Annotated in this window: 13 protein-coding genes and 5 tRNA genes; 12 read left to right on the top strand and 6 right to left on the bottom strand. The window is 62.1% G+C overall.

Features of this window, described 5'->3' with window-relative positions:
* Positions 1-118: 118 nt before the first annotated feature.
* The gene (locus tag BCY88_RS31995; protein WP_120348127.1) at positions 119-784 is read left to right on the top strand and encodes a C40 family peptidase; all 666 of its coding nucleotides are present in this window, start codon (positions 119-121) and stop codon (positions 782-784) included.
* A gap of 218 nt (positions 785-1,002) precedes the next feature.
* Here BCY88_RS31995 and BCY88_RS32000 read toward each other — a convergent pair whose 3' ends face one another.
* A complete protein-coding gene (locus BCY88_RS32000) occupies positions 1,003-1,974 on the bottom strand; it encodes a patatin-like phospholipase family protein (protein ID WP_404935754.1) in 972 nt (323 codons plus the stop codon).
* A 412-nt stretch (positions 1,975-2,386) separates the two neighbouring features.
* Here BCY88_RS32000 and gltX point away from each other — a divergent pair, with 412 nt between their 5' ends.
* The 7 genes from gltX (at position 2,387) to BCY88_RS32035 (ending at position 5,321) form a co-directional block, all read left to right on the top strand.
* A complete protein-coding gene (gene gltX, locus BCY88_RS32005) occupies positions 2,387-3,796 on the top strand; it encodes a glutamate--tRNA ligase (RefSeq protein WP_120348128.1) in 1,410 nt (469 codons plus the stop codon).
* Positions 3,797-3,918: 122 nt separating this feature from the next.
* A tRNA-Ala gene (locus BCY88_RS32010) sits at positions 3,919-3,994 on the top strand.
* Between the two features lie 165 nt (positions 3,995-4,159).
* A tRNA-Glu gene (locus BCY88_RS32015) sits at positions 4,160-4,235 on the top strand.
* A gap of 82 nt (positions 4,236-4,317) precedes the next feature.
* A tRNA-Asp gene (locus BCY88_RS32020) sits at positions 4,318-4,394 on the top strand.
* Between the two features lie 61 nt (positions 4,395-4,455).
* A tRNA-Glu gene (locus BCY88_RS32025) sits at positions 4,456-4,531 on the top strand.
* A gap of 96 nt (positions 4,532-4,627) precedes the next feature.
* Positions 4,628-4,704, top strand: a tRNA-Asp gene (locus BCY88_RS32030).
* Between the two features lie 152 nt (positions 4,705-4,856).
* The gene (locus tag BCY88_RS32035; RefSeq protein WP_120348129.1) at positions 4,857-5,321 is read left to right on the top strand and encodes a GNAT family N-acetyltransferase; all 465 of its coding nucleotides are present in this window, start codon (positions 4,857-4,859) and stop codon (positions 5,319-5,321) included.
* A gap of 32 nt (positions 5,322-5,353) precedes the next feature.
* Here the strand turns inward: BCY88_RS32035 and BCY88_RS32040 are convergent, their stop codons facing one another.
* Positions 5,354-6,223 carry an AraC family transcriptional regulator gene (locus tag BCY88_RS32040; protein WP_120348130.1) on the bottom strand — a complete coding sequence of 290 codons (870 nt, stop codon included), beginning with the start codon at positions 6,221-6,223 and terminating at the stop codon, positions 5,354-5,356.
* Positions 6,224-6,441: 218 nt separating this feature from the next.
* Between BCY88_RS32040 and rraA the strand changes: the two genes are divergently transcribed.
* Both rraA and BCY88_RS32050 read left to right on the top strand, forming a co-directional pair.
* Positions 6,442-6,936: a ribonuclease E activity regulator RraA gene (gene rraA / locus BCY88_RS32045; RefSeq protein WP_120348131.1), complete on the top strand. Its 495-nt coding sequence runs from the start codon at positions 6,442-6,444 to the stop codon at positions 6,934-6,936.
* Between the two features lie 55 nt (positions 6,937-6,991).
* Positions 6,992-7,393, top strand: coding sequence for a gamma-glutamylcyclotransferase family protein (locus BCY88_RS32050; RefSeq protein ID WP_120348132.1), 402 nt, complete (start codon positions 6,992-6,994; stop codon positions 7,391-7,393).
* Positions 7,394-7,650: 257 nt separating this feature from the next.
* Here BCY88_RS32050 and aceB read toward each other — a convergent pair whose 3' ends face one another.
* Together aceB and BCY88_RS32060 are read right to left on the bottom strand one after the other, a co-directional pair.
* Entirely contained in the window at positions 7,651-9,261 is a 1,611-nt protein-coding gene (gene aceB / locus BCY88_RS32055) for a malate synthase A (RefSeq protein WP_120348133.1), read from the bottom strand.
* A gap of 83 nt (positions 9,262-9,344) precedes the next feature.
* A complete protein-coding gene (locus tag BCY88_RS32060; protein ID WP_120348134.1) occupies positions 9,345-10,217 on the bottom strand; it encodes a (S)-2-haloacid dehalogenase in 873 nt (290 codons plus the stop codon).
* 175 nt (positions 10,218-10,392) lie between these two features.
* On the opposite strand from BCY88_RS32060, the gene BCY88_RS32065 reads away from it, so the two are divergent.
* Together BCY88_RS32065 and BCY88_RS32070 are read left to right on the top strand one after the other, a co-directional pair.
* On the top strand, positions 10,393-11,295 hold the full coding sequence (locus BCY88_RS32065) for a LysR family transcriptional regulator (RefSeq protein WP_120348135.1): 903 nt from the start codon (positions 10,393-10,395) through the stop codon (positions 11,293-11,295).
* Between the two features lie 224 nt (positions 11,296-11,519).
* Complete coding sequence (locus BCY88_RS32070) at positions 11,520-11,954, top strand: universal stress protein (RefSeq protein WP_028199402.1); 435 nt, start codon at positions 11,520-11,522, stop codon at positions 11,952-11,954.
* A gap of 315 nt (positions 11,955-12,269) precedes the next feature.
* Here BCY88_RS32070 and aceA read toward each other — a convergent pair whose 3' ends face one another.
* Both aceA and BCY88_RS32080 read right to left on the bottom strand, forming a co-directional pair.
* The gene (aceA, locus tag BCY88_RS32075) at positions 12,270-13,574 is read right to left on the bottom strand and encodes an isocitrate lyase (protein WP_028199401.1); all 1,305 of its coding nucleotides are present in this window, start codon (positions 13,572-13,574) and stop codon (positions 12,270-12,272) included.
* A 466-nt stretch (positions 13,575-14,040) separates the two neighbouring features.
* On the bottom strand, positions 14,041-15,660 hold the full coding sequence (locus BCY88_RS32080; RefSeq protein WP_120348136.1) for a DEAD/DEAH box helicase: 1,620 nt from the start codon (positions 15,658-15,660) through the stop codon (positions 14,041-14,043).
* Positions 15,661-15,892 lie beyond the last annotated feature (232 nt).

Raw genomic sequence — 15,892 nt, forward strand, 5'->3', positions numbered from 1 at the left:
TTGGGTGCGTGTCTCGATTGTATTTTTCTATTTGTTTTGACACACGAATACTTACTGGCTAGTATCGACCAAACTTTTTTTCGTAGCCCACTGATTTTTAGGCAAAAAATACCGACCAATGCAGCACAGAAACCTAACCCAGGCTTGCACGCGCGTCGTCGCCGGGATGTTCATTGGCGTCTTGATGGCAGCAACTCCCGGCGCGTTCGCCGACGAAGTAAGCAGTTTTAATCAGAATGCCTCATATTCGACCCCCAGCGGGTCGAATTCTTTGTCCCCTCTCGGTTCGCAATCGGCCGCTCCCGACAGCGACGGCGGCGCCAAATCGTTCCTTTCCGGCATGGCCGGCAAAGCGGGCGACGTGGTGGTTGGCGCGCTGAACATGATCGGCGTTCGCTACCGTTGGGGTGGTAATACGCCCGATTCGGGGCTCGATTGCAGCGGCTTCGTTCGCTACGTGTTCCAGGACACGCTCGGTATGGCGCTGCCGCGCCGCGCTGAGGAAATGAGCCGCGTCGGCGAAAAGGTGCGCGTGAGCGACCTGAAGCCGGGCGATCTGGTGTTCTTCAATACGATGCGCCGTACCTTCTCGCACGTCGGCATCTACATCGGTGACAACAAGTTTGTGCATTCGCCTTCCACAGGCAGCACGATCCGTGTCGACGATATGGATAGCGGCTACTGGGAAAAACGCTTCACGGGCGCACGCCGGATCGAAACGTCCTATCAGGACGGTGAAGATCTGCGCAAGCGCGTGAATGCTTCGATCGGCGGTAATCAGTAACTGATCGGCCCGCGCCGGTAGTTCTGGTGCAAAAAGCCTGCTTCGTCTGAAGCAGGCTTTTTGCGTTTGGGCGCCCGGTGTCAGCTGTCAGGTGTCAGGTGTTTGCTGGAGGTGCCGCGGGATCTTCCGCGTTGCACCGTTCAGTCTGAACCGGCTCTGTGTCCGTGACGGTAGCCGGCGCGCGCGGTCGGCTTAACCGGCGTTGCCTGCCAGACAGGTCAAGCCGTGGCGCGGCTCGCGGCCAGCTTGCGCTGCAACTCCGGCATCATCTTCGCGACCGCTTCCTCTCCCGCCAGAATCGCCGCGTTGCGCTGCGAGAAATCGCTGCCGCTCATGGCGGCAAGATTCGGCCGGATCACGACGTCGGCGTACTTGTCGAGCTCATAGGTCTTGATCGTCTGGCCCATGATCGTGAAGGTTTGCATCAGCACATCAAACGAACTGGCGGTGAGGCCGCTTTCCGGGCGCTGCGAGATGTCCACGGCGATCACGAAATCCGCGCCCATCTTGCGCGCAAACGAGGCCGGCACCGGGCTCACCAGGCCGCCGTCCACGTATTCGTGCCCGCCGATCTTCACCGGCTCGAAAATCGACGGTACGCTGCACGATGCGCGCACGGCAATGCCGGTGTTGCCGCGTTGGAACAGGATCGGCTGGCCGGTTCTCAGGTCTGTGGCCACCACGCCGAGCGGCTTGACCATCTTCTCGATCGGACGGTTGTTGAGGGTCGTATTCAGATAGTTTTGCAGCGCGATGCCTTGCAGGAAACCGCGCGTGCGAAACGGCATGGCCCAGTCGCTGATCGACGCTTCGTCCATGGAGAGCGCGAGTTTGTTGAGCGCGAAGCCGTTCATGCCCGAGGCGTACAGCGCACCGACCACCGAACCCGCACTTGTGCCGGCCACCAGGTCGACCTGGATATTGCGCGCCTCCAGCGCCTTGATCACACCGATATGCGCGAAACCGCGCGCGGCGCCGCCACCCAGCGCGAGTCCGACGCGAATCGGCCGCTGCGGTTTGTCGAGCGGCGGCACGTTGGCGGTGGGTGTGGCGGCGACCGGCGTGCTGTCGGTCTTGCCGCCGCTGGTCGTGGTGCAGGCGGCCAGCACCGCGGAGGCGGCCGCCAGTGAGAAGTTACGACGGGCGAGGCGAGGGGGTGACGATTTCAACGGGTTCTCCAGCAACGGCACGGACGGCGCGATCGGAACAAGCGGCGCAACCTGTGCCGCGATCAGGCGGATAGTCAAACGGACGGGGCCGCCGGCGGCGATCCCATGCGCTGTGGTTCTATCCCCACCCGCAGCGCGCGCACATCATAAATCAAAGCTCTGGGTGCGCGCCGGCCCGGTAATGAAACGTTGCAGAGGAAATTGCCGGGCGGCTTGACGCACGCTTCGTGGGCGTTCTGTGTGCGTCCTGTGCGCTGCCGTTGGCCATTCGGACGAGGGCAGGCAACGCGGGTTCGGAAGGTATAATTCGGCTCTCGCATTTATTTCCTTCGTGTCCATGCATGGCGTTTCTGCTGCATGGGCGCGCTCCGCTGCCGCGCTTTGCAGGCAATGTCTGTCACGGCGCCGGCGCCTGTCTTCCGAGTAACCGCTAATGACCACCTCTGTCCGTACCCGTTTCGCACCGAGTCCCACCGGCTTCATCCACCTCGGCAACATTCGCTCCGCGCTTTATCCGTGGGCGTTCGCGCGCAAGATGAAAGGGACCTTCGTGCTGCGGATCGAGGACACCGACGTCGAGCGCTCCAGTACTGAAGCGGTTGATGCCATTCTCGACGGCATGGCGTGGCTCGGCCTCGATATCGACGAAGGCCCGTTCTACCAGATGCAGCGCATGGACCGTTATCGCGAAGTGCTCAAGCAGATGCAGGACGCGGGGCTTGTGTACCCGTGCTACATGTCGACGGAAGAACTGGACGCACTGCGCGAGCGTCAACGGGAGGCCGGTGAAAAGCCGCGCTACGACGGCACGTGGCGTCCGGAGCCCGGCAAGGTCTTGCCGGAGCCGCCGGCGGGCGTGCAGCCCGTGCTGCGCTTCCGCAATCCGCTCACGGGTGTGGTTGCGTGGGACGACGCCGTGAAGGGCCGTATCGAAATCTCGAACGAAGAACTCGACGACCTCGTGATCGCGCGCCCGGACGGTACGCCGACCTACAACTTCTGCGTGGTGGTCGACGATCTGGACATGCGCATCACCCACGTGATTCGCGGCGACGATCACGTGAACAACACGCCGCGCCAGATCAACATCCTGCGCGCGCTCGGTGGCGAACCGCCGGTTTACGCGCACTTGCCGACCGTGCTGAACGAGCAGGGCGAGAAAATGAGCAAGCGTCATGGCGCGATGAGCGTGATGGGTTACCGCGACGCCGGCTTTTTGCCGGAAGCGGTGGTCAACTATCTGGCGCGTCTGGGCTGGTCGCACGGCGACGCGGAAATCTTCACGCGCGAGCAGTTCGTCGAATGGTTCGATCTGGAGCATCTGGGCAAGTCGCCGGCTCAGTACGACCACGACAAGCTGAACTGGCTCAACGCGCACTACATCAAGGAAGCGGACAACGCGCGCCTCGCGGAACTCGCCAGGCCCTTCTTCGCCGAACTGGGTATCGACGAAGCCGCCATCGCACAAGGCACGGATCTGACTTCGGTGGTGGGGCTGCTGAAGGACCGTGCGTCCACGGTGAAGGAAATCGCGGAGAACGCCGCGATGTTCTATCGCGTGCCGGCGCCTGAAGCCGAGGCGCTCGCACAGCACGTCACGGACGTCGTGCGCCCGGCGCTTGCCGATCTGGCAGCGTCGCTCAAGACGGTGGAGTGGACCAAGGAGGCGATCGCTGCAGCGCTGAAGGCAACGCTCGGCGCGCACAAGCTGAAGATGCCACAACTGGCCATGCCGGTTCGTCTGCTGGTGGCGGGCACCACGCATACGCCGTCGATCGACAGCGTGCTGATGCTGTTTGGTCGCGATGTCGTCGTGAGCCGTATCGAAAAAGCGTTGGCTTGAGCGCATTCGCGCCTGCCTTGAGAGGGTTTGCATGCGACTTGCGAAAAAAGTCGCATGCAATTGCTCAAAGGGTATTTACAAAGCGCAAATTGGCCTCTAGAATCTCGTTTCTGTTCTGCAAGGGGGGTATAGCTCAGCTGGGAGAGCGCTTGCATGGCATGCAAGAGGTCAGCGGTTCGATCCCGCTTACCTCCACCATCAGAGCAGAGTGAAGTGGTTCCGAAGTCTGGAGCTTGTAGCAAAAAAGACTTCACAAACAGCTGTAACGTAGTTAGAATATCGGTCTTTGCTGCAAACGAAACGAAATTAGCCGAAAGTTAAGCTAAGTTGGCGGCAAGATAAAGACAGATCTGAAAAGATTATGTCCCCTTCGTCTAGAGGCCTAGGACATCACCCTTTCACGGTGAGTACAGGGGTTCGAATCCCCTAGGGGACGCCAAATATCAGCGTCGCTTGGTAGCAGTAAAGCAGCGCAGCTTGCAGAGAAAAAACCAACGCTCGCAAGTCATGATAGGCAAACTGGAGTGGTAGTTCAGTTGGTTAGAATACCGGCCTGTCACGCCGGGGGTCGCGGGTTCGAGTCCCGTCCACTCCGCCAGACAAAGCCCGTTCATACAAACCTGAACGGGCTTTTTCATTAAAGGTGTAAGCAGTACGTTGTCCCCTTCGTCTAGAGGCCTAGGACATCACCCTTTCACGGTGAGTACAGGGGTTCGAATCCCCTAGGGGACGCCAGGACATCGGCGTTGCTCCTTGAGTCCACATGAGTGGGCAATATGAGCGAGGCAGTGGTTGACTGAGCCAGGCTCACAAACCACGGTGCAAAAATCTGGAGCGGTAGTTCAGTTGGTTAGAATACCGGCCTGTCACGCCGGGGGTCGCGGGTTCGAGTCCCGTCCGCTCCGCCAGATTTTAGAAAGCCCACTTCGAAAGAAGTGGGCTTTTTTTATTCCCGCAGTGCTTCGCCTGGGCATCGTCCGGGTATGCTCGGGACAAACAGCCATTGCCAGCGCGCGCGGCCTGTTTTACCGTTGACCCGACCCATCTTCGTCGTCCCGCCATGTTCGACCCAACCGAAGCTCCGTCACCGTTTTATCTGCGTCAGGCCAGCATGGACGATTTCGAGTTCGCTGAGGCGCTGACCCGCAACAACATGGGCGGCTACTATCGCCGGCACCATCTGGTCTGGCGTGGCGATCTCTTTCTCGGCAGCTGGCGCGAGTCGGAAAATTTCATTCTCGAAGTGGACGGCGAGCCGATCGGCGTGCTGCGCATCACGCAAGAAGGCGATTCGCTGCATATCCGCGACGTGCAGATTGCCGAAGGGCATCGGCGGCTGGGCGCCGGCACGTATCTGCTCGACATGTCGCATCAGTGGGCGCGTGAGCGTGGGCTGCATGAGTTGCAACTGCGCGTGTTCGTCGACAATCCTGCGGCACGGCTCTATCAACGCAAGGGGTACAAGCTGACCGGGCCGCGCCTGGCGCAGCTCGGGGCAATCCGTCATCTGGCGCGGCGCGTCTGAGCCGCTGTGGCAGGCCGTGACGCCTTACGCCGTCACTTTTGCGCGGTTTCTTCGTCCGTCACTGAATCACTACGATCCGCAGTTTCCACGCGATGCTCGGCGCCACGCTCGATGAACGCGCGCGGACTTTCGCCGAATGCGCGCCGGAACATCGCCGAGAACGCGCTTTGGCTCTGATAACCCAGTTCTTGCGCGACGTGAGAAAGCGGCCGCCCCTGACTCAATAACGGAATCGCCCGCGCGAGAATGGCCTGCTGACGCCATTGCGAAAAGCTCACGCCCAGTTCCTGACGAAACAGCCGTGCAATCGTGCGCGTGCTCGCACCGACGCTCGATGCCCATTGTTCGAGCGAGTCGCCGTGCGTCGGGTCGGCAATCACGGCCTCGCACAGCGCACGCAAGCGCTTTTCGTTGGGCATCGGCACGGATAGCGGCAGGGGCTCCGAGCGGGTCAGTTCGTCGAGCGCGAGCGCGCCGAGCAGTTGTTCGCGCGTTGCCGAAATGCCGGGCGTGTCGAGCGCGGCGATAACTTCGCGCAGCAGGTCCGATACTTCGACCACGCGCGGCGTATCCAGTCCAGCCGGGACCGTGCTTTCGGTAATGTAGAGCGTGCGCAGAAAGGCGTCTTCGACCGCGACCACTTCGTGCGTCACATGCGGCGGGACCCAGATCGCGCGCGATGGCGGCACCATCCACGTCGTGCCGGTTGTCGCGACCCGCAGTACGCCGCGCGACGCATAGGCGACCTGCGCCCACGCGTGTGTGTGCCGCGCGATACGCCAGCCCGACGGCATCAGCCGTGAGCGTACGCGAATCGGGTGCGCTTGCGTCGGCTGGAATTCGGACGGGATGTCGGCGAAACTGGTCTTGTTCAACTGGTCTGAATCAGCGGACGAATTCATCTTGAAGATCGATCCAAGGGATGGAACTCAAAAAACACAGCGCCTGTGAGTATGAACCGATGAGCAGGACGCTTAAGCATGGCGCCTTCGGGTGCGCATTGAGGGAGCGCGGAGCTGGCCGCACAGGCCTGAAACCGCGGCGGGTTTCTCATTGTAGGTGTTGCGTCGGAATTGACGTTGCATAATGTCCCGATTGCACGGATGACGAGGAGAACCCCATGAGCTCTGCAACCGCTGACTTGTGCGACGCGCACGAGGATCAACTGGCGCTGGGCACGCTGCGTGTGCTCGAACCGGTCTTTCATCTGTTCAGCCGGGCCGAATCTTTCAGCGGCGAGGCGGTGACGCTCAAGGTGTTCGAAGACAACGCGCTCGTGCGCTCGACGCTGGAGGAGAAGGGCGCCGGCCGGGTGCTGGTGATCGACGGCGGCGGCAGCCTGCGTTGCGCGCTGGTCGGCGGCAACCTCGCGCAAATCGCCGAGCAGAATGGCTGGGCGGGCATCGTGCTGAATGGCTGCGTGCGCGATACGCTGGAGCTCAATGAGATCAATGTCGGCGTGGCGGCGTTGGCGACCTGCCCACGGCGTGGCCAGAAGCTCGGCACGGGTGAGCGCGACGTGCCGGTGCAACTGCCGGGCGCGCTGGTGCGTCCGGGCGAATGGATCTATGCGGATATCGACGGCGTGCTGGTGGCAAGCGCGCCACTGAACTGAATCCCCGGCAACAGCCGGGGCGAGCCGATGCCAACATCAAGGAGAACAAACGACGATGCAGACCGTTTTCGTATACGGCACCTTGCGTGCCGGTGAAGTGAATGACCTTAGGGAGGCTGCGGCGCGCAACGAAATCGCCGCGCCGAATCTGCTCGGCACGGCCACGGTGCGTGGCCATCTGTTCGACTTCGGGCTGTATCCGGGCCTCGTGGTCGACGAAGCGGGCGTGGATGTGATGGGCGATGTCTACGAAATCGACGACGAGTTGGTGGCGGTGCTCGATGAGATTGAAGCGGTGTATCCCGGCGTCGAAGATCGTTTCCTCGCCCGGGAAGTGATGGTGAAAGTGGATGGCAACGTCGTGAATTGCCGCTTTTATCCGGTCGCGCCCAACGCGGTGAAGGGGCTTCCAGAAATCAGGTCGGGCGATTGGGTCGAGCATCGCAGCAAGCGCTGAGGGACTGCAAGGGCGGCCCACGCCGAGCGTATCGCGAGTACGTGGCCAACGCATCACGCGTACATCGCGAGTGCACGACAAGAGCAGGACAAGAGCGCGACACGCGCCCTGGCTGAAAAAAACGGCCCGGCAGGCATGCGCCTGTCGGGCCGTCCGGTCGGTCAGCCTTGCGAGCCGGGCCGCTCTGTCATCTTGTGTGGCTGGGTGAAAGCGGGCCCGGTACGACGTCGTTTTGCTGATGCCTGAGGCGCGGAACCTCAGATTTCCTCGTACAGCGGCAGCGTCAGGAAGTCGGTGAACTGCTCCGACGTCGACATTTCGTCGAAGATTTGTGCAGCGCGGTCGTACGGCTGGGTATCGCCGCCGACGGCCTGCTTCACCTTGCCGAGTTCTTCCGCCGACAACGCGCGCACCAGCTCGGCCGTCACCTTGCGGCCGTCTTCGAGCTTGCCCTTCGGCGAGCGAATCCATTGCCACACTTGCGAGCGCGAGATTTCCGCGGTGGCGGCGTCTTCCATCAGGTTGTGAATCGGCACGCAGCCATTGCCCGCGAGCCACGAACCCAGGTAGTGAATGCCGACGTTGATGTTGTTGCGCAGACCGCCTTCGGTGATCGGCGCTTCCGGGCGGAAGTCCATCAGGTCGGCGGCGGCGACGAGCACGTCGTCGCGTTGTTTGCCGATCTGATTCGGCTTGTCGCCCAGCACCTTGACGAATTCTTCCATCGCGATCGGCACGAGACCCGGATGCGCGACCCAGCCCCCGTCGTAACCGTCGCCGGCATCGCGCGCCTTATCCGAACGCACGCCGCCCATGGCCTTGTCGTTCGCCGCCGGGTCGTTCTTGATCGGGATCAGCGCGCTCATACCGCCGATTGCCGGGGCGTTGCGACGATGGCAGGTCTTCAGCAGCAGCAGCGCGTAGGCACGCATGAACGGCGAGGTCATCGTGATCTGCGAGCGGTCGGCGAGGCAGAAATCACGATCGCTCTTGAACTTCTTGATCGCCGAGAAGATGTAATCCCAACGGCCGGCGTTCAGACCCGAGCTGTGCTCGCGCAACTCGTACAGGATCTCGTCCATTTCGAACGCGGCGACGATCGTTTCGATCAGCACGGTCGCGCGAATCGTGCCGCGCGGCACGCCGACGGCTTCCTGAGCGGCGAGGAAGATATCGTTCCACAGGCGCGCTTCCAGGTGGCTCTCCATCTTCGGCAGATAGAAGTAGGGCGCCGTGCCGCGCGCGACCTGTTCCTTCGCGTTGTGAACCATGAAGAGCGCGAAATCGAAGATGCCGCCGGAGACACGCTTGCCGTCCACCGTCACATGCTTTTCGTCCAGATGCCAGCCGCGCGGGCGCACGATCAGCGTGGCGATCCTGTCGTTCAGTGTGTACGTCTTGCCGTTCTGTTCCAGCGAAATCGTGCGGCGCACCGCGTCCTTCAGATTGATGTGGCCGGTAATCTGGTTATCCCAGCTCGGCGCATTCGAATCTTCGAAATCGGTCATGTACGAATCCGCGCCCGAATTCAGCGCGTTGATGATCATCTTGCGCTCAACCGGACCGGTAATTTCCACACGGCGGCATTGCAGATCTTGCGGCAGCGGCGCTATCTTCCAGTCGCCTTCACGCACGCTTTTTGTTTCGGCGAGGAAGTCAGGGCGCTCGCCGGCGTCGAGCCGTTTGGTGCGCTCGACACGCGCTTGCAGCAGCTGCTGACGGCGCGGCTCGAACGTGCGATGCAGCGCGGCGACGAGCTCGAGCGCTTCGCGGGTGAGGATTGCTTCATAGCCCGGCTTGATCTCAGCCGTGATTTCCATGCCCTGCGGCAACTGCAGCGATGACTGCGATGACAGCGGATTTGCCATGGTTTCTCCTTGGTCGGTCAAATTGCAAAGATGCAAATGTTGAGATGCGGTTGAATTGCGTCGTGGAATCCAGTTGGTAGCGGTCATGCGCCAGGGCTGTGGCGCGTGCGGCTGCCACCGGGATTGCCGGTGCTGCCCGTGCCGCCAGTGCGGCCGGGCGACGCGAGGGACTTCAGAAAAGCGAGCAGATCGTTCATGCTTCCGCCCGCGCCATGCGGCGTGACGCCCAGTTCTTCGGCTGGTGCGTTTTGCCGGTTAAGCCAGAAAGTGGTGAAGCCAAACCAGCTCGCGCCTGCCACGTCCCAGCCGTTCGACGACACGAAGACGATTTCGCGCGGTTCGACGCCGAAGGCTTGCGTGCCGAGCGAATAAGCCGCGGGCGAGGGTTTGTAGGCGCGTGCGGTATCGACGGACAGAACATGGTCGAACAGACGCGTCATGCCCGCGCTTTTCACGGCGATGTCCAGCATTTGCGGATTGCCGTTCGAAAGGATCGCGAGACCGGGGCGGGCCGCTGTCTCCGGCGCAGCTTTGCCGCTCGTCGAGGCGGACGGGGTTGTGATCCCGCACGACGCCACCGGCGCCACCGGCGTGTCGCGCAACTGGCGCAGCGCGGGCACGGCATCGGGGAAAGCGGACAGGCACGCATATTCGTCCATCAAGCGCTTTTCCGCCGCGCGGCCCAGCGTGAGTTGCAGTTTCCTAGCAGCGAAGCGCAAGGCGTCGAGCGTGATGTCCCAGAACGGCCGGTAATGCGCGCCAGGTGCGCTGGCGGGATCGGCGAGGGTGCGCAGTTGCGTGTATTCGATCTGTTTTTGGCGCCACAACTGCGAGAGCGCGTCGCCCTGGCCCGGGAACATCTGCTCCGCGGCAGCGATCACCGAATGCACGTCGAAAAGCGTGCCGTATGCGTCGAAAATCACTGCTTTGGGGAAAAGTGTCGTTGTGGCCGACATTGCCGTGCACTCCTATCAGAGGTCAGGACGGATTGTATTAGTGATGCTCCATGATAAAAAAGAGGCTAAAGATCACTTGATCTTTTACTTTCATCCACCTAATCTGACGCGCACCGACCACTTTCCCGCAATGCTCCCGAGGGAATTCCTTTGGGGCATTGCGGCTTCGCGACCCATGGACCGTTTCAAGCAGATCGAGACTTTCGTCACCGTTGCGGCCAAGGGCAGTTTGTCCGCCGCGGCACTCGCCGAAGGCGTCGCGCCCGCCATCATCGGCCGCCGCATCGATGCGCTCGAAGAGCGCCTCGGCGTCAAACTGCTGGTACGCACCACGCGCAAGATCACGCTGACCTTCGAGGGCTCGGCGTTTCTCGAGGATTGCCAGCGCGTCATTCACGATATGCAGAACGCCGAGGCCAGCGTGTCGGCGGGCGGCGTGAAGGCGAGCGGCCATCTGCGGCTGTCGGCGCCGGCCGGATTTGGGCGCCGGCATGTTGCACCGCTGGTGCCTGCGTTCACCGTTGCACACCCGGACGTGTCGATCACGCTTGACCTGTCCGACCGGCTGGTCGATCTGGTCAACGAGGGATTCGACTGTGCCGTGCGTCTGGGTGAGCTGCCGGATTCGTCGCTGGTGTCGCTCAAGCTCGGTGAGAACCGCCGCGTGTGCGTGGCGGCGCCGTCGTATCTGAGCCGGCGCGGCTCGCCGCACACGCTGGCCGATCTCGCGCACCACAACTGCCTCGCGCTCGGCGCAAGCGCCAATCAGCAGCGCGGCTGGATGTTCCAGCAGGGCGACAAGGTCGTGTCGATCAAGGTGTCCGGCACGATGGAATGCTCGGATGGCGCCGTGCTGCATGAGTGGTGCCTCGAGGGTTATGGGCTCGCCTGGCGCTCGTGGTGGGAAGTCGGTACGGATATCGCCGCAGGCCGGCTGGTTAGCGTGCTCGACGAGTTCGCCGCGCCGCCGATCGGCATCCACGCGGTGTTTCCCCAGCGCCGGCATTTGCCGCTGCGGGTTCGTCTGTTTCTGGACTTTCTCAAGCATACGTACGGCCATCCCGATTACTGGAACTGACACCGGTCGAGATGCTGCCTGGGTGCAGCCAGCACGCCACTGACAGCCTGCGCTCCAATGCAATACCGCCTCGCCCAATCGCCGCGCAGCGGGTTTCCGATATGCGGACAGACCCGCACGACGGCCTTGAGCTCATTTCTGCGACCTACAATCGATTGGAACGGCTTCTGGCCGATCGAGGGACGCTGACGCCGCGCAGCACGAAGCCGGCGAAGGAGGACATCATGTTCAGGCACATCCTGGTTCCGACCGATGGTTCCGACCTGTCACGTAAAGCGATAGACGGCGCCATCGATCTCGCGCAGGCCGTTGGCGCTCGCGTTACCGCCTACGCCTGTCTGCCGCAATATCCGTACTCCCCGTTCTCCGACGTCGTGATCGAACCGCCGGTCGAGTTTTTGCAGCGCAGCGAGCGTGAAGCACGGGTGCATCTGCGGGAAGTGGAGTTGGCCGCGCGCCGTGTCGGCGTCGCCTTCGACAGCCGTACCAGCGTGCATCCGGCGCCGTATCTCGGCATCATCGAAGCTGCGGAGCAGGGTGGCTGCGACGTGATTTTCATGGCTTCGCATGGGCGGCGCGGGCTTGGCAGCCTGCTGATCGGCAGCGAGACGCAGCGCGTCCTGACGCATACGAAGATTCCTGTGATCGTCTACCGCTAAGCGGCCTGGGCGCAATTCGCGCCGCCGGCAGATATAGCGCTGCAAAAAAAACGCGCCGGCGATAAGGCCGGCGCGTCCTATGCTCGCCGCACAATGCGTTGTGCTGACTTTGTCTACGCTGGTCCCATGCAAGATGGTTGCTGTTGCCACCTCTCCCAGATTCCAGCCATCAGGGCAAACGGCGTACTCTCTCCGCAAGCCCTGATGGTTTCGCTCCTCCCTGACGGCGGCCCTCTCACGGGGCCGCTTTTTCGTCTGCCTTGCCGTTCCTGCGATCAGACTTCGATATGACGTGACTCAAGTCGCTGATGCGGCTTAAGCGACCTTCTTGTCGAAGAACTGTTCGTCTTCCGTCGAGCCATGCAGCGCGGTCGTCGATGCATCGCGCTCGACCGTTTGCGTCACGGCGTCGAAGTAGCCGGTACCGACTTCGCGCTGATGCTTGACCGCGGTGAAGCCCTTTTCCGCCGCCGCGAATTCAGCCTGCTGCATTTCGACGAACGCGGTCATCTGATTGCGGGCATAGCCGTGCGCGAGGTTGAACATCGAGTAGTTCAGCGCGTGGAAGCCGGCCAGCGTGATGAACTGGAACTTGTAGCCCATGGCGCCGAGTTCGCGCTGGAACTTGGCGATGGTTGCGTCGTCCAGGTTCTTCTTCCAGTTGAACGACGGCGAGCAGTTGTACGACAGCAGCTGATCCGGGAATTCCTTGTGGATCGCATCAGCGAATTTCTTCGCGAACTCGAGGTCCGGCTTGCCGGTTTCGCACCAGATCATGTCGGCGTACGGCGCGTAGGCGAGGCCACGCGAGATCGCCTGCTCCAGACCCGGCTTGGTACGGTAGAAACCTTCCACCGTGCGTTCGCCCGTCAGGAACGGCTTGTCGTTGTCATCCACGTCCGACGTGATCAGGTCGGCGGCTTCCGCGTCGGTGCGCGCCAGCAGCACGGTCGGCGTGCCGGAGACGTCGGCGGCCAGGCGCGCGGCGGTCAGCTTGGCGATGTTTTCGCGGGTCGGCACGAGCACCTTGCCGCCCATGTGGCCGCACTTCTTCACCGAAGCAAGCTGATCTTCGAAGTGCACGCCCGCAGCGCCCGCTTCGATCATGGCCTTCATCAGTTCGAACGCGTTCAGCACGCCGCCGAAGCCGGCTTCCGCATCGGCCACGATCGGTGCGAAGTAGTCGATATAGCCTTCGTCGCCCGGGTTCTTGCCTTCCGACCATTGGATCTGGTCAGCGCGCGTCAGCGTATTGTTGATGCGCTTCACGACGAGCGGCACCGAGTTCGCCGGATACAGCGACTGGTCCGGGTACATTTCACCGGCCACGTTCGCATCGCCCGCCACTTGCCAGCCCGACAGGTAGATCGCCTTCAGGCCGGCCTTGACCTGTTGCATCGCCTGGTTGCCGGTCAGCGCGCCGAGCGAGTTCACGAACGGCTCGTTATTGACGCTTTCCCACAGTTTTTCCGCGCCACGCTTGGCGAGCGTGTGCTCCACTTGCAGCGAGCCGCGCAGACGGATCACGTCCTCGGCTGTATACGTACGCTTCACGCCTTTCCAGCGCGGATCGGTTTCCCATTGCTGTTGAAGTTGTTTGGCTTGTTGTTCGCGCGACATGGTGTGCTCCTTGGTTGCCTGTAATGGATGGGGTGACTCTGTCTTCGTCGAAGCGTTTGGCCGCTTGAGGCGTTTCGTTTCGTGAAGTCTTATATAAGAGTCTAGGCAAATCGATTGTCGCGCAATAGCGGGCAAGAAGCGTTTTTTGAATATTTATTTTCGTTAAAAATCAATTCATTACGATCTACGTTCCACATTGAGAAACGTATTTTTCCATCTTGCAATAGGGTGTGTTGTGCCGTGCAGCACGATTTTTTACGACGCAAAAAAATTTTCCACATCGTGAAATATCGACAGATGCCCAGGTACAGACGAAAAAAAACCGGTGCCTGAGCACCGGTTTCTTTCGACTGACGAACGGCGCAAAGGCCGTTCGGGTCTTTTCAGGCCGCCTTACGTGCTGAACGAGCCACGCCAGTAGCGCTTGCCTGATGACTGAGTTGCTTAGCTGCCGCTTAGCTGCCGCTTAGCTGCCGCGACGCGCCGTACGCGGACCATCGCTGCGGCGTGCGCCGTAACCGCCGTCGCGCGAACCGCCGCCGAAGCCGCCTTCACGCGAACCGCCGCCAGCCGACTTGCCGGCCCAGCCGCCGCCATTGCCGCTACCGCTGCGCGAACCGCCGCCGTTACCGGCCGGCTTGCCAGCGCCGCTGCCGCTACCGAAGCGACGGCCACCGCCATTGCCACCGCCCGGACGGCCACGGCCGCCAAAGCCAGGACGGCCGCCACCACCAGACGGAGCCGACTTGCGCGGCTCGAAGCCGGCGACGACGTTGACCGGCAGCGGGGTGCGCACGAAACGCTCGATGCGCTTGAGTGCGCCTTGTTCGGCGTGATGCACGAGGCTCACCGCGATACCCGAGCGGCCAGCACGGCCGGTACGGCCGATACGGTGCACGTAGTCTTCAGCGAACTTCGGCAGGTCATAGTTGAACACGTGCGTGATGCCCGGAATGTCGATACCGCGAGCGGCGACGTCCGTGGCCACCAGCACGCGCACACGACGCTCGCGCAGGGCCTTGATCGTGCGGTTACGCGCGCCTTGCGGCAGATCGCCGTGCAGAGCTGCCGATTCGAAACCGGCGTCGGCCAGACGGCCAGCCAGTTGGTCAGCGTCCATCTTGGTTGCCGTGAAGACGATAGCCTGATCGAGGCCTTCGTCGCGCAGCAGATGGTCGAGCAGACGATCCTTGTGATCGCGGTCGTCGACATAGTGGACGGTTTGCGCGATGTTGGTGCGTTGTTCGAGGCGCTGAACGATTTCGATCCGTTCCGGATCCTTCAGCAGGCGGCCCGTCAGCGAACCGATCTTGCCGTCGAGCGTGGCCGAGAACAACATGGTTTGACGCGAAGCCGGCGTTGCCGCAACGATCGTTTCGATGTCTTCGATGAAGCCCATGTCGAGCATGCGGTCAGCTTCGTCGAGCACGAGGATCTGCAGTTGCGACAGGTCGATACGGCCGCGTTCCAGGTGGTCGATCAGACGGCCCGGCGTGGCAACCAGGATTTCCGGGTTCTTTGCCAGCAGCATCAGCTGTTGGCCGTAAGCGACGCCGCCCAGAATACTGACGGTGCGCAGACGCTTGAGGTGCTTGCCGTATGTGGCAGCGGCAGTGGTGACCTGCATCGCGAGTTCGCGGGTCGGCGTCAGAACCAGCATGGTCGGACGGGCAACCGGTTGCGGACGGCGCGTGCGGGCGCCATCAGCCGGACGCGGTTCACGCGGCTGGCTGGCTTGCGCCTTTTGCAATTGCGAGAAACGTTCGATCGCGGGCAGCATGAACGCGGCGGTCTTGCCCGAACCGGTCGGGCTCGAGACCAGCAGATCGCGGCCGGCGATGCCGGCGGGGATCGCGCGTTGCTGAACCGGGGTCGGGGTTTGGTAGCCAGCGGCGGTCAGCGCGGAGACGACATCCGCGGACAGGCCGAGCGACGCGAACGACGGACCGGCCGGCGCAGCGGCTTCAGCGGCGACAGCTTCCGGAGCGGCAGCAACGGCTGCGGCTTGTGCGGGAGCGTCGGCGAGACCGAGGGCTTGATCGGCGATGGCGTTCAACGGGCTGCTGGGGGTATTGCTCGAAGTCATGAGAATCCTTGATACACAGGGAATTAAAACGTCGGCGCCAATCGGCATACCCAAGTCGTCGGATTCAGCGAGCAAAGAAGCAGCGAGCAAATCGAAAAACGGGGGCAGCTCGCGACAATAAAGGCGAGCTTTTCGTTAGAAGCTGTATCGGATGCGACATGCCAACACGGCGTGCCGCCAGCCTGGGACATGATCGCCCGTAGGGGGCTAGGCAGGAGGGGACAGGTTCTAA

The sequence above is a fragment of the Paraburkholderia fungorum genome (assembly GCF_003610895.1).
Lineage (GTDB): Bacteria > Pseudomonadota > Gammaproteobacteria > Burkholderiales > Burkholderiaceae > Paraburkholderia > Paraburkholderia fungorum_B.